The sequence below is a fragment of the Microvirga vignae genome (assembly GCF_001017175.1).
Taxonomy (GTDB): domain Bacteria; phylum Pseudomonadota; class Alphaproteobacteria; order Rhizobiales; family Beijerinckiaceae; genus Microvirga; species Microvirga vignae.
The window spans coordinates 54,583-70,848 of the sequence record NZ_LCYG01000015.1 but is presented as its reverse complement, the minus strand read 5'-3'; the positions used below and the strand labels follow the sequence as shown (position 1 = coordinate 70,848).

The window sequence follows — 16,266 nt, the reverse complement described above, 5'->3', positions numbered from 1 at the left end:
ATTCTCCTCAACTCCGGCGTTAGGGTTTCGCTCTGTCCTGTCAGCGAGGCCCGCCATGCGCATTCACCATCTCAATTGCGGTTGCATGTGCCCCCTGGGCGGCAAGCTCTGGGATGGCGTGAGCCGAGGTCTGACCGGGCAGCTCGTGTGTCATTGCCAGCTGATCGAGACGGACCGCCACGGGCTTGTCCTCGTCGATACGGGGATCGGCTCCCGCGACGTGGAGGATCCTTACGAGCGGATCAGCCCGCTTTTCGTCCGTGTCAATCGCATCCAGCTGGATCATCGCTACACCGCCCTGGAGCAGGTCAGGAGCTTGGGATTCTCGCCCCGGGATGTGCGTCACATCGTGCTCACGCATCTCGACTTCGACCATGCGGGCGGCCTGGAGGATTTTCCCGAGGCGACGGTGCATGTGCTGCGCGCCGAAGTGGAAGAGGCCGAGGTGCGCCAAGGCTTCATTCATCGCCGTCGCTACCGTCCCGAACAATGGGATGGCGTACGCGACTGGCACTTCTACGATCCGTCGGGAGAGCAATGGTTCGGCTTCGGCTCCGTGCGCGATCTCAACGGCTTGCCGCCCGAGATCCTGATGATTCCGTTGCCCGGCCACACGATGGGCCACGCCGGCATTGCCATCGACACGCCGGAAGGCTGGCTGCTCAATGCGGGCGATGCCTATTTCCATCGTCATGAGATGGACGAGGAGCCGTCCTGCACCCCGGGGCTTCTTGCCTATCAGCGCATGATGGAGGAGGACCGGCCCCTGCGTCTCCACAACCAGGAGCGCCTCAGAGCCTTGGCCAACGACCCTTACAGCGACGTGAGAATCTTCTGCAGCCACGATCCGGTGGAACTCGAAGCCTTGCAGCGCCTCAGCACAGGGTGGCGGCCGCTGAGAGCTGAATCCATCCCTTATATGCAATAATCCTAATGCGCAGAGCCTCTGGTCCCAGCGCCCCTGACGCCCTAAAAGCAGGGCAGGACGTTAATGGGGAAGCGGTATGGAACTCGATGCCCTGATGCTCTCACGCATCCAGTTTGCGTTCACGATTGCGTTCCACATCATCTTTCCCGCCTTCACCATCGGTTTGGCGAGCTGGCTCGCGGCGCTGGAATTCAACTGGCTGCGCACGGGCAATCCGCTTTATCGTAACCTCTTCCGTTTCTGGGTGAAGGTCTTCGCGGTCTCCTTCGGCCTCGGCGTCGTGTCGGGCATCGTCATGAGCTATCAGTTCGGCACCAACTGGTCGCGCTTTTCCGAGATTGCCGGAAACGTCGTAGGGCCGTTGATGGCGTACGAGGTCCTCACGGCCTTCTTTCTCGAGGCGGCCTTCCTCGGCATCATGCTCTTCGGCTGGGAGAGGGTGGGTGACAGGCTGCACTTCTTCGCCACCTGCATGGTGGCCTTGGGCACGCTGATTTCCGCTTTCTGGATTCTCTCCACGAATTCCTGGATGCAGACGCCGACGGGGTTTGCCATCGAGAACGGCAAGATGGTGCCGGTCGATTGGTTCAAGATCGTCTTCAATCCATCCTTCCCCCTGCGTTACGCGCATATGGTGATGGGCTGCTACATCACCACGGCCTTCGCGGTGGCCGGCATGTCGGCGTGGATGCTGCTGCGTCATCCGCATGATGCACCGGAGGCAAAGCTTGCAGGTTCGCGCCGCTCTCTCTCGATGGCTCTGTGGTTCGCCGCCATCTTCGTGCCGGTCCAGATCGTGATCGGCGACCTGCATGGCCTCGGCGTCCTGAAATACCAGCCGATGAAGCTCGCGGCCATCGAAGGCAACTGGGATCGCATGTCGAACATGCCGCTTCGCCTCTTCGCCATTCCCGACGAAGTGGCGGAGACGAACCATTACGAGATCGGCATTCCGAAGATCGGCAGCTGGATTCTCACCCATGCTTATGATGGCGTCGTTCCGGGTCTCAAGGACGTACCGAAGGAGGATCGTCCGCCGGTCTGGCCCGTCTTCTTCTCCTTCCGCATCATGGTGGGCTTGGGCTTCGCGATGCTCGGCATCGGTCTCTGGAGTCTTTATCTGCGTCTCAAGGGCACGCTGTTCACGAACAGGCCGTTTCTCACCGCCACGATGCTCATGACTCCTTCGGGATTCGGCGCAGTGCTCTTCGGCTGGTTCACCGCCGAGATCGGTCGCCAGCCCTTCGTGGTCTATGGACACTTGCGCACGGCGGATGCGGTGTCGCCCGTGGCCGCGGGCGCAGTCGCGACATCGCTTGTCACTTTCTTCGTCGTCTATGCCTTCATCTTCGGCTTCGGCTCCTACTATCTCGCCAAGCTCCTGCGGCGCGGGCCCGATCCGGTCGAAGACATACGCGGCGACGATATCGCCAAGAAGCCGAAGCGTCCGCTCTCCGTGCCGGACGAAGGCATCGAAGGCAGGCCCGGCCATCGGGCGCAGCCGGCGAAATAGGAGGGAGAGCATGTTCGGGTTTGGCAACGAATACGAAGGTCTCGCCTTCTGGCTGCCGCTGATCTGGGCGGGGCTGATCGCGGTGGCGGTGGCCATGTATGTGATCGTCGACGGCTTCGATCTCGGCGTCGGCATCCTCTTCAAGGCCGCGCGCAGCGAGAACTGGCGCGACCGGATGATGTTTTCCGTGGCACCTATCTGGGACGGCAACGAAACCTGGCTCATCCTCGGCGGCGGCGGCCTTTTCGCCGTGTTCCACGTGGCTTATGCAGTGCTCATGCCGGCGCTCTACGTGCCGATCATCCTCATGCTCATCGCGCTGATCTTTCGCGGTGTGGCCTTCGAATTCCGCTTTAAATCGGAGCGTTCGAAGTTCTTGTGGGACAATGCGTTCTTCTTCGGCTCGCTGCTCGCCACTTTCTTTCAGGGCATGGTGCTCGGCGCCTTCGTGCAGGGTTTTGCCAATGACGGGCGCCAGTTCACCGGCGGTACGTTCGATTTTCTCACACCTTTCAGCGTCGTCACCGGCATCAGTCTCATCTGCGGCTACGGGCTTCTCGGTTCCACCTGGTGCGTGATGAAGACGACGGGCGAGCTGGAGATCTGGGCGCGGCGCATAGCGGTCCGCTTTCTGATCGCGACCATCATCGCCATGGGCGTCGTGTCCCTGTGGGTTCCGTTCCTCGGACGACAGATCGAAACGCGTTGGTTCTCCTGGCCCAATATCGCCTTTCTCGCGCCGATTCCGCTGATCACGGCCTACGCGGCCTATCGGCTGTTTCGCGATCTCGAGGAGGGGCGTCACTATCGACCGTTCTTTCTGGCGATTACGCTCTTCCTCCTTGGCTATCTCGGCCTCGGCGTCAGCCTCTTCCCCTATAACGTGCCGCCGAACCTGACGATCTGGGACACGGCGAACACCGTGCATTCCCAGCTCTTCGCGCTCGTGGGCTTTGCCATCGTGCTGCCGATCACCTTCGCCTACACGGCCTATGCCTATTACGTGTTCCGCGGAAAGGTGGCCGAGGAAATCCAGGGCGGCGGCTACGGATATCACTGATGCAAGCCGATACCCATCGTCCGCCGGAGAGGCGCTCCGGCGCAACGTGCGAAAAAGTGGATCCGGTTTTTCGCAGCAAACGATGCGCTATTCTAGAAAATGAGCATCGGATTGGTCACAAAAGTGGATTCCACTTTTGGGTCCGATGCACGCGCCTGCTCTGGTTCGTGCTCATCTATCTCGCAAGCCTCGCGGCTTTCGCCGTTCTCGTCTATGGGCTGCGGTTCATCATCCCGCACTGATCAGCGGTAGGTGCTGATAAGACCCTTGTCGGTCACCACGACCCAGCGGCCACCCCGTCGCTCGATGGCTTCCACACGGCCTGCGCCTGGAATGGTATTGCCGGGCATCACCTCGTAGATGCCGCGGTTGCGGCTCTCCACGAGAGCCGAACCGTTATAGACCTCGCGCAGCACCCAGCCCTCGACCGGTTCGGTCTTCGCCTGCTTCGCAGCAGGGGCGCTCTCGCGATCGGGCTCGCCGGCAGGGGCCGCCGCCGTCGCGGCAGGCTTGCTCGCGCTCAAGCCGTTCAGGCTCGCCATGATCTGGCTTTCCATGCGGTTGAGCCGTTCCTCGAGAGCAGACATCTTCTTGCCAGGCTCCTGGACCGCAACGGCGAGGCGGTCGACCTTTTCTGCAAGCTTAGCCTGATCGGAAACCTTGGAGGTGGACGCGGTATACGCGACGTCCCGCGTCGCCGCCATGGTGCTCTTCAGCGCCGCCAGATCGTCCGTGAGCTTGGACAGGATCTCCTGGCTGCGCGCGGTCTCGGCCTCCACGCGGTGAATGGCATCCCGGTTGGCCAAGGTTCCCATGTAGGAAGCAAACCATCCGGTTCCGATCAGCAGGAGAGCCGTCGCGGCCTGTGCCAGGAACGACCTCTTCAAAGATGATTTTCCGGTAACCATCTCGCGTTCTGCGCTTTTCAGCTGAGTGGGGGACGGTGTTGCCCTCAGTTCCTGGCGGGCGCTCCTGACCGCTTCGGCTAAGGCTGCACTGGCAGTCGAATTGATCTGGCTGGAGCTTGGTGCCGCTTCGCCGCTGCGGCCGTGGTCTGCGGGGAGCGGGCGAGAAATGTTGGGCGTGTCCATATTGCGACCTCATTTGGAGGCCACAGGGTTAACCATAAAATTTTACTAAAGAGTTACGTTTGGATGAGGGGCCGCGTTACGCTCCCTCTCCAGATAGAGGGTGGGAAAATCTTGCCCAACAATTGCCAAGAGTTTTAGTTGACATAGATACATGAAATAGGGTTACATCAAAGGTGGCGTAACGGAAGGCGCTAACTTTGGGGGCATCTCATATCCATAAGAGCCATGAAAAAGCCGGGCGCTCCCGCCTGGTCCTGATAAGATGCTCTTACGGTCCCAAGCCCGACATCGAAGCCATCGCAAGGTGGCAAACGCCATGCTAGGATATAACCCTGCATGGCGGCACTGCAACTGGACGGTGTGCCGGGCAACCGGACCATCGATGGAAAGAAGATAATGAAGCAGGCATCGAAACATCGGGAAGAGAGCACAGAGGTCCAAGACGCTCTGAAATCGTGCTTACCTTCTTTTACCAGCGTGGCTGGCTTTTCGGCTGTCGTGAACATTCTGGCGCTGACTGGTTCGATCTACATGCTGCAGGTCTATGACCGCGTGCTGTCGAGCCGGAGCATCCCGACCCTGATCGGTCTCTCCCTCATTGTCCTGGCGGCCTATGCCCTCTCGGGCGGCCTCGACATGCTGCGCGGCAGGATGCTGGCCCGCATCGGCGCCCGCTTCGACGAGATCCTCGCGCCGCGCGTGTTCGATCTCGTTGCGACCATGCCGCTGAAGGGTGCCAAGCAGGCCGAGAGCATGCAGCCGATCCGGGACGTGGACACGATCCGCGGCTTCCTTTCGAGCCTTGGCCCCACGGCTCTCTTCGATATGCCCTTCATGCCGATCTTCCTCATCGGCTGCTTCATGATCCATCCTTGGATCGGCGTCTTTTCCGTGATCGGCGGCGTGTGCATCATCTTCCTGACGATCTACACGGACGCCAAGAGCAAGGAGCCGTCCTTCCAAGTGACGAAGAGCGGCGCCGAGCGCCACGCTCTGGCCGAGACCAGCCGCCGCAATGCGGAAGCAATCCGCGCGCTCGGCATGCTCGGCCACCTCGGCAAGCGCTATGACGAGGTGCATGTCCGCCACGTCAACGATGGTCTCGCGGCCAGTGAATCTTCTGCCGGCATCAGCGCCTTCGCCAAGGTGTTCCGCATGGTTCTCCAGTCGGGCATCCTGGGTCTCGGCGCTCTCCTGGTGATCGAGGGGCAGATGTCGGGCGGTCTCATGATCGCCGGCTCGATCCTGATGTCCCGCGCTCTCGCGCCGATTGAAATCGCCGTGGCGCACTGGAAGGGCTTTACCGCGTCCCGTCAGGCCTATCGCCGTCTTCAGCACATCATGACCCTCGTCCCGGCCCAGGGAAAGCGCATGCCGCTTCCCGCTCCGAAAGCAGCGGTGTCCGTGGAGGAGGTCTTTGTGGCCGCTCCGGGAGCTCAGCTCCCGATCGTCCAGGCCGCGTCGCTGCGGCTCCAGGCCGGCCAGGGTCTGGGCCTGATCGGCCCCAGCGCCTCGGGCAAGTCGACCCTCGCCCGCGCCCTCGTCGGCGTGTGGCCGGCCATGCGCGGCGAAGTCCGCCTCGATGGTGCGGCACTCGACCAGTGGGAGCCGGATGCTCTCGGCCGTCACATCGGCTATCTGCCGCAGGATGTGGAGCTGTTCGAAGGCACCGTTGCCGAGAACATCGCCCGCTTCCAGCCGAAGGCCAAGCCGGAGGACATCATCGCCGCGGCGAAGGCGGCTGGCGCTCACGAGCTGATCCTCAACCTGCCGGACGGCTACGATACGGTTCTCGGTGAGGCCGGCGCCTCCCTCTCAGGTGGTCAGCGCCAGCGTGTCGCTCTGGCCCGCGCCCTCTACGGCAATCCGTTCCTGGTCGTGCTCGACGAGCCGAATGCCAGCCTCGACGGCGCCGGCGACGAGGCGCTCAATCAGGCGATCCTGTCGGTTCGGCAGCGTGGCGGCATCGTCGTCGTCATTACCCATCGTCCTGCCGCTCTCGGACAGGTCGATCAGGTCGCCATCATGGAAGAGGGCCGCATCAAGGCCTTCGGCCCGCGGGACGAAGTCCTGCAGAGTGTGATGAAACGCAATACGGTCCCGGCGCAGACCCCGACGATACGGGTGCAGCCGGCGCCGGCGCAGGCCTCGAACCTGCGGGAGGTTGGTTAAATGATCGTCCTACAGAAGCAGCCCCAAAAGCCTTCGCTGCACGAGAAGGTTCTGCGCCAGTCGCGCGTTGCCGGCATCGCCATGATCGCTCTATTCGCCGGCACGATCGGCCTGTGGGCCGCCACCTCGACCCTGTCGGGTGCCGTCGTCGCCGGCGGTCAGTTCGTCGTCGACAGCAGCGTCAAGAAGATCCAGCACGCTACTGGCGGTATCGTCGGTGAGCTGAAGGTGAAGGATGGCGACCGCGTCAAGGCGGGCGATCTCCTGGTCCGTCTGGACGAGACGGTGACCCGCGCCAACCTTCAGGTGATTACAAAACAGCTCGACGAGTATCTCGGCCGACTGGCGCGCCTCGAGGCCGAGCGCGACGGTGCCTCCGAGATCAAGATGCCGCCGGAATTTGCCAATCGCCTCAACGATCCGGCCGTTCAGAAGATCGTTTCTTCCGAGCGTACCCTCTTCGATGCCCGCCGCGCCACGCGTGATGCGCAGAAGGATCAGCTCAAGAAGCGGATTGCCCAGTCTCAGGATGAGATCACGGGTCTGAGGGCTCAGCAGGAAGCGAAGGCCCGCGAGGCGGCGCTGATTACCGAGGAACTCAAAGGCGTCCGCGATCTCTACCAGAAGAACCTGGTGCAGCTTCCGCGCCTGAACGCTCTCGAGCGTGATGCCGCCAGCATCGAGGGCCAGCGTGGCCAGCTGATCGCATCCGTGGCGCAGGCTGAAAGCCGCATTGCCGAAACCTCGTTCCAGATCATCCAGATCGACGAGCAGATGCGCGCGGAAGCCATGCAGGAGCTGCGCGAAATGCAGAGCAAGATCGCCGAGTACACGGAGCGTCGCGTGGCGGCTGAGGATCAGCTGAAGCGTATCGACATCCGCGCCCCGAGCGACGGCTATGTGCACCAGCTGAATGTCCATACCATCGGCGGCGTCATTTCGCCGGCCGAGCCTGTCATGCTCATCGTTCCCACGAACGATAAGCTCGAGCTCGAGGCCAAGGTTCTCCCCAACGAGATCGATCAAGTGAAGATTGGGCAGAAAGCGACCGTGAAGGTGCATGCTTCGAATGCGCGCAACATGCCCGACCTCCATGGCACCGTCAGCCGCATCTCGGCCGACGTGTCCCGCGACCAGCAATCGGGTATGACCTTCTACACGATCCGTGTGGAGCTGCCGCAGGACGAGATCAAGCGGCTCGGAAACCTGCATCTGATCGCCGGCATGCAGGCAGAGGTCTTCGTCGAGGTGAACGAGCGCACACCTCTCGAATATTTCTTCAAGCCCATGAAGGACCAGATCGCCCGCGCCTTCCGCGAGCACTAGATCATCCAGAGGTTAGCGTTCGGACCGCAGCCGACCTTGTGCCGGCTGCGGTTTTTTATTGCCTGGCGAGATCTCGGCAGGAGCCCCAAACCGAGCGCATCGTGCGGAAAAGTGAATCCGGTTTTCACTGACGTGGCCCATCGGGTCGCTGACGCGGACCTTCGGGTCCGCACGAGGCGCTGCTCTATGAAGGGAGCATCGGATCAATCCCAGAAGTGCAAGTCCACTTTTGGGTCCGACGCTCTAGAAAGTTCAGAATGGAACCCCATAACCGGGACGAGCGTCCCTCGAGTGCGGCGCTCGGGTAAGAGGCCAAGCATCGAGGTTTTCCCGAGTTTTAGGCTTCAGCCTTCGACATGTCTGAAATGTTCTGGGAAGCAGAGGTTTGAGGATTATCTTTCGCTTCGGCGGTATTGCGTTGCTTGTCGCGGCCATTGTCATTCTGGCCGTTCTTCCGTTTGCCACATCCTTCGTAGAGCAGTGGACCCGGCGCGATGTGGAGCTGCGGTCCCAGCTCGTGTTCAATTCGGCCCGCGATCAGGTCGTCAGCCTTTTGGCCCGTGACGACGTCGGGCGGCTCGCCGGCCTATTCGAGCGTATCGCGTCCGACGAGCGGGTTCTCGCGATCGGCTATTGCGACGGGGAGGACCTGCGCTCTCCGACCCGCAACATGCCGGCATCTTTCACCTGCGCGCAGGCGGCAAGATCCGATACGCAGAGCTTCTCCACCATTGCCGCGGAGGGTCGCAACATCCTGGTCAGCTCGTTTCCGCTGACAGTGGCCGGGCGGGAGGGCCACCTCGTCGTTCTGCATGACCTCAGCTATGCCGACAGGCGGGGAGGGCAGGCGCGGAATTATCTCTTCCTGGCCCTTGCGGGTGTCGCCTTCGGCGCGGCAGCGCTCGCGGCCATGATTGCGGCACTGATCATGAGGCGCTGGCTCGCCTCCATTCGCCAGGCTCTGGAGAACGCCCGCGCGGGAGCTGCGGGCCAGCCAGAGCGGGAGAACATGATTCCTCTCGGCCAGGAGATCCGCGACGTGCTCCAGGAATTGGAGGCATCCCGCCGGACGATCGATGCGGCACATACCGATTGGAGCCCCGATACGCTTCGGGCCGCTCTGGCCAACGAATTGTCCGGATCGGAGGTGATCGTGGTCTCGAACCGCGAGCCCTACATCCACAACCGGGCGCAGAATGGGGGAATTGTCCTGCAGATCCCGGCAAGCGGCCTCGTCTCGGCTCTCGAGCCGGTCGTGCGCGCCTGCGGCGGAACCTGGGTGGCCCATGGCAGCGGCACGGCGGATCGCGAGACGGTGGATGCCAGTGATCGGGTGCCGGTGCCGCCGGCTCATCCCTCCTACACGCTGCGCCGGGTCTGGCTGACGGATGAGGAGCAGGACGGGTATTATTACGGCGCGGCCAACGAGGGGCTCTGGCCTCTCTGTCACATCGCCTTCGTGCGGCCGATCTTCCGCGAGCAGGATTGGCAGCTTTACCGCGCCGTCAACGAAAAGTTCGCTGATGCGGTGGTGGCCGAAGCCAAGCGCGAGGATCCCATCATCCTGGTGCAGGATTATCACTTCGCGCTTCTGCCGCGCATGATTCGCAACAGATTGCCTCAGGCCACCATCGTCACTTTCTGGCACATCCCCTGGCCGAATGCCGAGACCTTCGGGATCTGCCCCTGGCGCGAGGAAATCATCGACGGCCTGCTCGGCTCCTCGATCCTCGGCTTCCATACGCAGGCTCATTGCAACAATTTCATGGATGCCGTGGATGCCTACGTCGAGAGCCGTATCGACCGGGAGCAGGACTCGGTCACCTTTGGTGGCGAAGAAACCCTGATCCGTCCTTACCCTATTTCCATCGAGTGGCCCCCGACGGCGCTGGAAGGCCAGAAGCCTGTCGAGGAGTGCCGCCGCGTCGTCCGCGAGCGCCTCGGTCTTCCTTTGGACATGCGCATCGGTGTCGGCATCGAGCGGTTCGATTACACCAAGGGTATTCTCGACCGCATGCAGGCCATCGATGCGCTGCTCAACGAGCATCCTGAATGGAAGGGCAATTTCGCCTTCGTCCAGGTCGCCGCTCCCACGCGCAGCAAGCTCGCAAATTACCGGCAGCTTCAGGAAGAGGCCGAAGCCCTGGCGCGCGAGATCAACGAACGGCATGGCAGCGCCGGATATGAGCCGATCAAGCTCCTGATCCGCCATCACGAGCCCGACGAGGTGTTCGAGCTGTTCAGATCCGCCGATCTCTGCATCGTTTCGAGCCTGCATGACGGCATGAATCTCGTAGCCAAGGAGTTCGTGGCCGCGCGCGACGACGAGGAGGGCGTTCTCATCCTCTCGGCTTTTGCAGGGGCCTCGCGTGAGCTGTCGGAAGCCTTGATCGTGAATCCCTACAATGCTCACGCCATGGGACAGGCCATCAACCGTGCGCTGACCATGTCACAGAACGAACAGCGTGAACGCATGCGGTTGATGCGCGACCAGGTCAAGGAACGCAACGTCTATCGCTGGGCCGGGCAGATGCTTCTTTCCGCCTCGCGCCTGCGCAAGCGGCAGAGGATTCGCCGCCTGATCGCCTCCGGCAGAAAGCGGGCTCCCGCCAATGCATGATGTGCCCGTTCAGGAATCCGCCATCGATGGAGCATACGCGCTCTTTCTCGATTTCGATGGAACGCTCGTGGATATCGTCGAGCGGCCCGATGCTGTCGTGGTGGACCCGTTCTTGCCTGACATTCTCAACTTTCTTCAGACGCACCTGGACGGTGCGCTCGCCATCGTCAGCGGAAGACCGATCGCCTTTCTCGATCGACATTTCCTGCCCTATCAATTCGACATGGCAGGACTCCATGGTCTCGAGGAGCGCATCGCCGGTGAGCTTCAACTCTGCGATCCGGAGGAGCATCCCCAGCTGCGCCGGATGATCGGGCGCTTGAACGAGGCGGTCTCCGGCAAGCCCGGTGTGCTGATCGAGGACAAGGGCTGCTCCGTCGCCATTCATTGGCGACTGGCTCCACAGGAGAAGGAGTTTGCTCTGACGACAGCCCATGCCGCCGTGGAGGCTTTGGGGAGCGAGTATCGCCTTCAGCACGGCAAGGCCGTGGCGGAAATTCTTCCTTCCGCGGCGGGCAAGGGAAAGGTGATCGAGAGATTCCTTCACGCGTCGCCGTATAAAGGGCGGAGGCCGATTTTCGTCGGCGACGACTTGACCGACGAGAACGGATTCAAGACGGTGAATGCCCGTGGCGGCTTGTCCGTCCGCATCGGCGCCGGTGAAACCATTGCCAAGTTTCGTCTGGGAACGCCTGCGGATCTGCGACATTGCCTGTCAGAATGGGCGTCGAAGGGCGCCCTTCCTTTCAACGTGGATGATTGATGAGATGAGCTCACTGGACCTTGCCGTCATCGGCAATTGCATGATTGCGGCCCTGGTGGATCGCCGGGCACAAATCGTCTGGAGCTGCTTCCCCCGGTTCGACGGTGATCCGGTTTTCTCGGCGCTGCTCGACTCTCCCGAAGGGCGGACGGATGCGGAGCAGAAGGGCGTATTCGCCATCGACATGGTGGGCATGGTCAGCTGCGAGCAGAGTTATCTCCAGAATACCGCCGTCCTCGTTTCGCGCATGACGGACTCCTTCGGCAACATCCTCGAGATCACGGACTTCGCACCACGCTTCAAGCATTACGACCGCACGTTCCGCCCGCCGATGCTGATCCGCCGCGTCACGCCCATCAAGGGGCGTCCGCGCATCCGTGTGCGGCTGCGGCCGCATTACGAATGGGGCGGCATTACGCCGAATACAACCCGTGGCAGCAATCACCTGCGCTTCGTGGGACCGCGCTATTCCTTGAGGCTCACCACCGATGCATCCGTATCCTATGTCCATGAGGAGCGGCCCTTCGTGGTGGAACGGCCGATGTCCTTCTTCTTCGGAGAGGACGAGCCGATGCGCTCCGAAACGGACACCACCGCGCGCGAGTTTCTCGACAGCACGGTTGATTTCTGGCGCGACTGGGTTCGTTCGCTCTCCATTCCCTTCGATTGGCAGGAGGCGGTGATCCGCGCCGCGATCACCCTCAAGCTCTGCAACTTCGAGGAAACGGGCGCCATCGTTGCGGCGCTCACCACATCCGTGCCCGAAGCGCCCCACACGCAGCGCAACTGGGATTATCGCTATTGCTGGCTGCGTGACGCCTATTTCGTCATCCAGGCGCTGAACCGGCTCGGCACGACGAAGACGATGGAGGAATACCTCACCTACATCACCAACATCGTCGACGACATGGAAGCCATTCCGGGCCAGAAGGACATGCCGCCGCTGTTCAGCATCACGCGCTCGCCCGATCTCGAGGAGCGCGAGGCGACGGCCTTGGCAGGCTATCGCGGCATGGGGCCGGTTCGCGTGGGCAATGCGGCCTATACGCAGATCCAGAACGATGCCTATGGCAGTGTCGTGCTGGCGTCGGTCCACGCCTTCCTCGACAAGCGCCTGATCCGCGCGACCGGCAACCGGGCCCTGTTCTCGCATCTGGAGAAGCTGGGACACCGGGCCATCGAGGTTTTCGACCAGCCCGATGCGGGCCCCTGGGAGCTGCGCACGAAGGCGGCCGTGCACACCTTTCCGAGCGTCATGTGCTGGGCCGCCTGCGATCGACTGACGAAGATCGCCGTCGCCATGGGCCGCGAGGACCGCACTGCCTTCTGGCGCGAGAATGCGGACCGGATGCACCGCATCATCGACGAGCGGGCCTTCAACCCTGAAAAGGGCACCTTCGTGTCGTCCTTCGGCGGAGAGCACCTGGACGCGACTCTGCTCCTCCTGTCTGAACTCAACTTCGTAAAGCCCGACGACCCGCGCTTCATCGCCACCGTGGATGCGGTGGGCAAGGCCCTGCGGCGCGGGGATCTTCTCCTGCGTTATGATGTGGAAGACGATTTCGGGCGCATGCACACGGCTTTCATGATCTGCGGCTTCTGGTACGTGGATGCCTTGAACGCCATCGGGCGCAAGGACGAAGCCCGGGAACTGTTCGAGCATATCTTGAGCTTGCGCAATTCCTTCGGCCTCTTTTCCGAGGATGCCGACTTCACGACCGGCGAGTTGTGGGGCAACTTTCCCCAGACCTACTCCATGGTGGGTCTCATCAACTCCGCCGTGCGCTTGAGCCGGAGCTGGGAAGACGCGTTTTGATGGTGGCCACTCGGGCGGGGTGAAACAAGGACGATAGGCTCTTTCGATGTTTGCATTTCCTGTTCTGCTTGGGGATATCGGCGGCACGAATGCGCGCTTCGCCGTCCTGCCCGCCCCCGGAGAGCCCGTTCATCTCTTGCCCCGCACCCTGACGGCCGACACCCCCGATCCCGTCGGCGCCATCACAATCGCCCTCCAGGGTTATGAGGGCGCGGCGCCCCGCTCCGCCATGATTGCGGTCGCAACGCGCGTGGACGCGCCCGCCATCCGCCTCACCAATGCCAGCTGGGTGATCGATGCCGAGGCCATCGGCAAGGCGCTGGGCCTCGAGCGCGTGACCCTCGTCAACGACTACACGCCGGTTGCGGCCTCCGTGACGGTGCTGAGCGAAGAGAAGGGAGATCTCGCCCCCATCGGCAGCGGAAGACCGGAGGCAGGTGCTCGCGTGGTCCTTGGGCCTGGCACCGGTCTTGGCGTAGGCGCCCTTGTTCCGGTGGAAGACCGATTGGCGATCGTAGCGACCGAGGCGGGACATATCGAGTTCGGGCCCTCGACCGAGGAGGAGGCCGCTCTTTGGCCTCATCTCGAACGGGTGGGGGGACGCGTTTCCGCCGAGGTGGTTCTCTCCGGCCCCGGCATGTTCCGGATCGCCAAGGCGATTACGGCGCATCGCTGCGTGACCTGCCCCTATGCCAAGCCGAATGACGTTCTGACCGCTGCCCGCGAAGGCGATGAGATGGCTCAGGCGGCGCTCGATCTCTTTGCCCGCTGGCTTGGGCGCTATGCGGGCGACATGGCTCTGACCTTCGAATCCTCGGGCGGCGTGTTCATCGCCGGCGGCATCGCGCCGCGCATGGTGGACATTCTCCAAAGCGGTGGCTTCCGGGAGGCCTTCGATCATAAGGCGCCCCATGAAGCCTGGGCGCGCAAGGTGCCGGCCTTCGTGATCGTCAATGCCGAGCCGGCCTTGCAGGGGTTGGCCGCACTCGTTACGAATCCGGGGCGCTTCGTGTTCAAGTCGCAGGGGTGGACAGCTTAAACGTCAGCTTCTGCCTTGAGCACGGTTCAACAAAACCGCCTCAAGGCTGACGACGTCCTTCGCTCATCATGAAAACAGAACAGATCGCCCTTTCGCCGCTTGCTCCCGGAGCCAGCCTCTCGCTGACGGTTCACCGCTTCGGTCAGGAAGGCGCGCGCCCGCGCGTCTATGTGCAGGCCTCGCTCCATGCGGACGAGATCCCCGGCATGATCGCTGCCCACCACTTGCGCGAGCGGCTGGTTGCATTGGAAGCCGAAGGCAAGATCAAGGGCGAGATCATCCTCGTGCCGAGCGCCAATCCCATCGGCCTCGCGCAGCGCGTTCTCGGCGACCATATCGGGCGCTTCAATCTCGCGGACGGCATCAACTTCAACCGTGGCTACCCTTATTTCGTGCCCAAGGTGGCGGAGCGGATCGAAGGAAAGCTCACCGCTGACGCAGAAACCAATGTCCGTCTGATCCGCGAAGCCTTGCGTGCCGAACTCGACGCCTGGGAGACGAGCAATCCGGCGGAGGTGATGAAGAAGGCGCTGCTTAACCTCGCCATCGAGGCCGACATCGTGCTCGACCTCCATTGCGATGCGGAGGCCGTGGAGCATCTCTACACCCATACCGGTTCGGAGGATGAGTTCGCGCCACTCTCCGCGCTCATCGGCGCGCATGCTTATCTGCTGGCGGATGAGTCCGGCGATGATCCGTTCGATGAGGCCTGCAGCCGTCCTTGGGGCGAGCTGGCCGCCCGCTTCAAGGATCATCCGATCCCCTTCGGCTGCCACTCGACGACCCTCGAATTCCGCGGCGAGCGGGATGTGAGCCATGACTTGGCGCGGCGCGATGCGGCGGCGCTCATCGCCTACATGATTCTGCGCGGCGTCATTGCCGGCGAGGTGCCCCCAATTCCTGAGCCGCTTTGCCGGCCGACCCCGCTCGCGGCCTCCGAGCCGGTCCCTTCGCCCGCGACCGGGATCGTGGTCTTCCAGGCTGAAGTGGGGGACCAGGTGAAAGCGGGCGACGTCATCGCCGATATCGTGGACCCGCATAGCGGCACCGTCACCCAGGCCAAGGCTCCCTGCGACGGGACGCTCTTCGCCCGGATCGCCCTTCGTTTCGTCACCCAGGGCACGCGTCTCGCCAAGGTGGCCGGTATCACGGCCAAGCGAACGGGCAAGCTGCTCAGCGCCTGATGATCGGAGTCCGGTGAAAATTTAGTGCCTCACCGGGCAGGCTCTCCGTCATCCCCGGGCCGAGCCCCGGGGTGACGCAGTCCTGCTGGTTTGCGGCCTCACCCGGCCGAACCACCTCCACCCCTGTTCCCTCCCGCAAGGGGGAGGGAACAGGTCGCGGCGGCCGGGGACCGCAGGGTATGACAACGAGACACGGGATCACCTCATTGATCGAGAGGCCCCTGGTTCCGCTCTCAGCCTCGGCAATCCTTTGGAGCTAGCGGACCTGTCGGTAAAGGCACCCACTTCAACAGGTTCTCAGCTACAGCGACCAGCGCTCCGTTCTGGTTCGTGATCTCTGCACGGCATGTTGCGCGGAGGCGCTGTGTATCGATTGCGTTTACCTTGTATGTGACCGTTATGGTGTCGCCTATATACACGGCCTCGATGAAGCGAATGCGGTCATAACCGAGATTGACCGGGGTCAATGTGTGGTTCGCAGGCAAGCGTTCGACCAGCTTCGTGGAAGCCGCCGACACGAAGGCCAGCAGCATCGCCCCGTGTGCAATTCGTGCGCCGTAGGGTGTTTTTTCCATATGCGCTTGATTGATGTGGTTGGTGCCGAAGTCGCCGCTTATGCCGGCAAACAGGTAGACATCCGTCTCGCCGACCGTCTTTGCAAACGTGACCACGTCGCCAAGCCGTACAGGTAAATCATCCATCGTCTTCTCCCCTTGTTCCGCTGCATGATAAGGTTAGTCGAAGCGGGTGGCGC

General features: G+C 62.3%; 12 protein-coding genes. 10 read left to right on the top strand and 2 right to left on the bottom strand.

Annotated elements, in window-relative coordinates; all coding sequences use genetic code 11:
- Window positions 1–55: 55 nt before the first annotated feature.
- The 3 genes from AA309_RS04520 (at window position 56) to cydB (ending at window position 3,501) form a co-directional block, all read left to right on the top strand.
- Window positions 56–928 (top strand): MBL fold metallo-hydrolase, encoded by an 873-nt coding sequence (locus tag AA309_RS04520; RefSeq protein ID WP_047187795.1) that lies wholly within the window; start codon window positions 56–58, stop codon window positions 926–928.
- A 76-nt stretch (window positions 929–1,004) separates the two neighbouring features.
- Entirely contained in the window at window positions 1,005–2,441 is a 1,437-nt protein-coding gene (locus AA309_RS04515) for a cytochrome ubiquinol oxidase subunit I (RefSeq protein ID WP_047187794.1), read from the top strand.
- A 10-nt stretch (window positions 2,442–2,451) separates the two neighbouring features.
- Window positions 2,452–3,501, top strand: coding sequence for a cytochrome d ubiquinol oxidase subunit II (gene cydB, locus AA309_RS04510; protein WP_047187793.1), 1,050 nt, complete (start codon window positions 2,452–2,454; stop codon window positions 3,499–3,501).
- 242 nt (window positions 3,502–3,743) lie between these two features.
- On the opposite strand, the gene AA309_RS36270 is transcribed toward cydB, so the two are convergent.
- Entirely contained in the window at window positions 3,744–4,388 is a 645-nt protein-coding gene (locus AA309_RS36270; protein ID WP_244470258.1) for a hypothetical protein, read from the bottom strand.
- Window positions 4,389–4,988: 600 nt separating this feature from the next.
- On the opposite strand from AA309_RS36270, the gene AA309_RS04495 reads away from it, so the two are divergent.
- From AA309_RS04495 to AA309_RS04465, 7 genes are all read left to right on the top strand, one after another.
- Complete coding sequence (locus AA309_RS04495) at window positions 4,989–6,764, top strand: type I secretion system permease/ATPase (protein WP_047187863.1); 1,776 nt, start codon at window positions 4,989–4,991, stop codon at window positions 6,762–6,764.
- Window positions 6,765–8,090 (top strand): HlyD family type I secretion periplasmic adaptor subunit, encoded by a 1,326-nt coding sequence (locus AA309_RS04490; protein ID WP_047187791.1) that lies wholly within the window; start codon window positions 6,765–6,767, stop codon window positions 8,088–8,090.
- A gap of 385 nt (window positions 8,091–8,475) precedes the next feature.
- Window positions 8,476–10,710: an alpha,alpha-trehalose-phosphate synthase (UDP-forming) gene (locus tag AA309_RS04485; RefSeq protein WP_047187790.1), complete on the top strand. Its 2,235-nt coding sequence runs from the start codon at window positions 8,476–8,478 to the stop codon at window positions 10,708–10,710.
- On the top strand, window positions 10,703–11,473 hold the full coding sequence (gene otsB / locus AA309_RS04480) for a trehalose-phosphatase (RefSeq protein ID WP_047187789.1): 771 nt from the start codon (window positions 10,703–10,705) through the stop codon (window positions 11,471–11,473). The genes AA309_RS04485 and otsB overlap by 8 nt, the downstream gene beginning before the upstream one ends.
- Window positions 11,474–11,477: 4 nt before the next feature.
- Entirely contained in the window at window positions 11,478–13,289 is a 1,812-nt protein-coding gene (locus AA309_RS04475; protein ID WP_047187862.1) for a glycoside hydrolase family 15 protein, read from the top strand.
- Between the two features lie 64 nt (window positions 13,290–13,353).
- Window positions 13,354–14,328, top strand: a complete 975-nt coding sequence (locus AA309_RS04470) for a glucokinase (protein WP_425286852.1) — start codon at window positions 13,354–13,356, stop codon at window positions 14,326–14,328.
- A 68-nt stretch (window positions 14,329–14,396) separates the two neighbouring features.
- The gene (locus AA309_RS04465) at window positions 14,397–15,512 is read left to right on the top strand and encodes a succinylglutamate desuccinylase/aspartoacylase family protein (protein ID WP_047187787.1); all 1,116 of its coding nucleotides are present in this window, start codon (window positions 14,397–14,399) and stop codon (window positions 15,510–15,512) included.
- Between the two features lie 233 nt (window positions 15,513–15,745).
- Here the strand turns inward: AA309_RS04465 and AA309_RS04460 are convergent, their stop codons facing one another.
- On the bottom strand, window positions 15,746–16,213 hold the full coding sequence (locus AA309_RS04460; RefSeq protein WP_047187786.1) for a MaoC/PaaZ C-terminal domain-containing protein: 468 nt from the start codon (window positions 16,211–16,213) through the stop codon (window positions 15,746–15,748).
- Window positions 16,214–16,266 lie beyond the last annotated feature (53 nt).

Excerpts from the sequence above, each read along its gene's own strand:
- AA309_RS04520 (WP_047187795.1), top strand. The coding sequence starts at position 56 with ATGCGCATTCACCATCTCAATTGCGGTTGCATGTGCCCCCTGGGCGGC.
- otsB (WP_047187789.1), top strand. The coding sequence starts at position 10,703 with ATGCATGATGTGCCCGTTCAGGAATCCGCCATCGATGGAGCATACGCG.
- AA309_RS04460 (WP_047187786.1), bottom strand. The coding sequence starts at position 16,213 with ATGGATGATTTACCTGTACGGCTTGGCGACGTGGTCACGTTTGCAAAG.
- AA309_RS04465 (WP_047187787.1), top strand. The coding sequence starts at position 14,397 with ATGAAAACAGAACAGATCGCCCTTTCGCCGCTTGCTCCCGGAGCCAGC.
- AA309_RS04515 (WP_047187794.1), top strand. The coding sequence starts at position 1,005 with ATGGAACTCGATGCCCTGATGCTCTCACGCATCCAGTTTGCGTTCACG.
- AA309_RS04490 (WP_047187791.1), top strand. The coding sequence starts at position 6,765 with ATGATCGTCCTACAGAAGCAGCCCCAAAAGCCTTCGCTGCACGAGAAG.
- AA309_RS04495 (WP_047187863.1), top strand. The coding sequence starts at position 4,989 with ATGAAGCAGGCATCGAAACATCGGGAAGAGAGCACAGAGGTCCAAGAC.
- AA309_RS04475 (WP_047187862.1), top strand. The coding sequence starts at position 11,478 with ATGAGCTCACTGGACCTTGCCGTCATCGGCAATTGCATGATTGCGGCC.
- cydB (WP_047187793.1), top strand. The coding sequence starts at position 2,452 with ATGTTCGGGTTTGGCAACGAATACGAAGGTCTCGCCTTCTGGCTGCCG.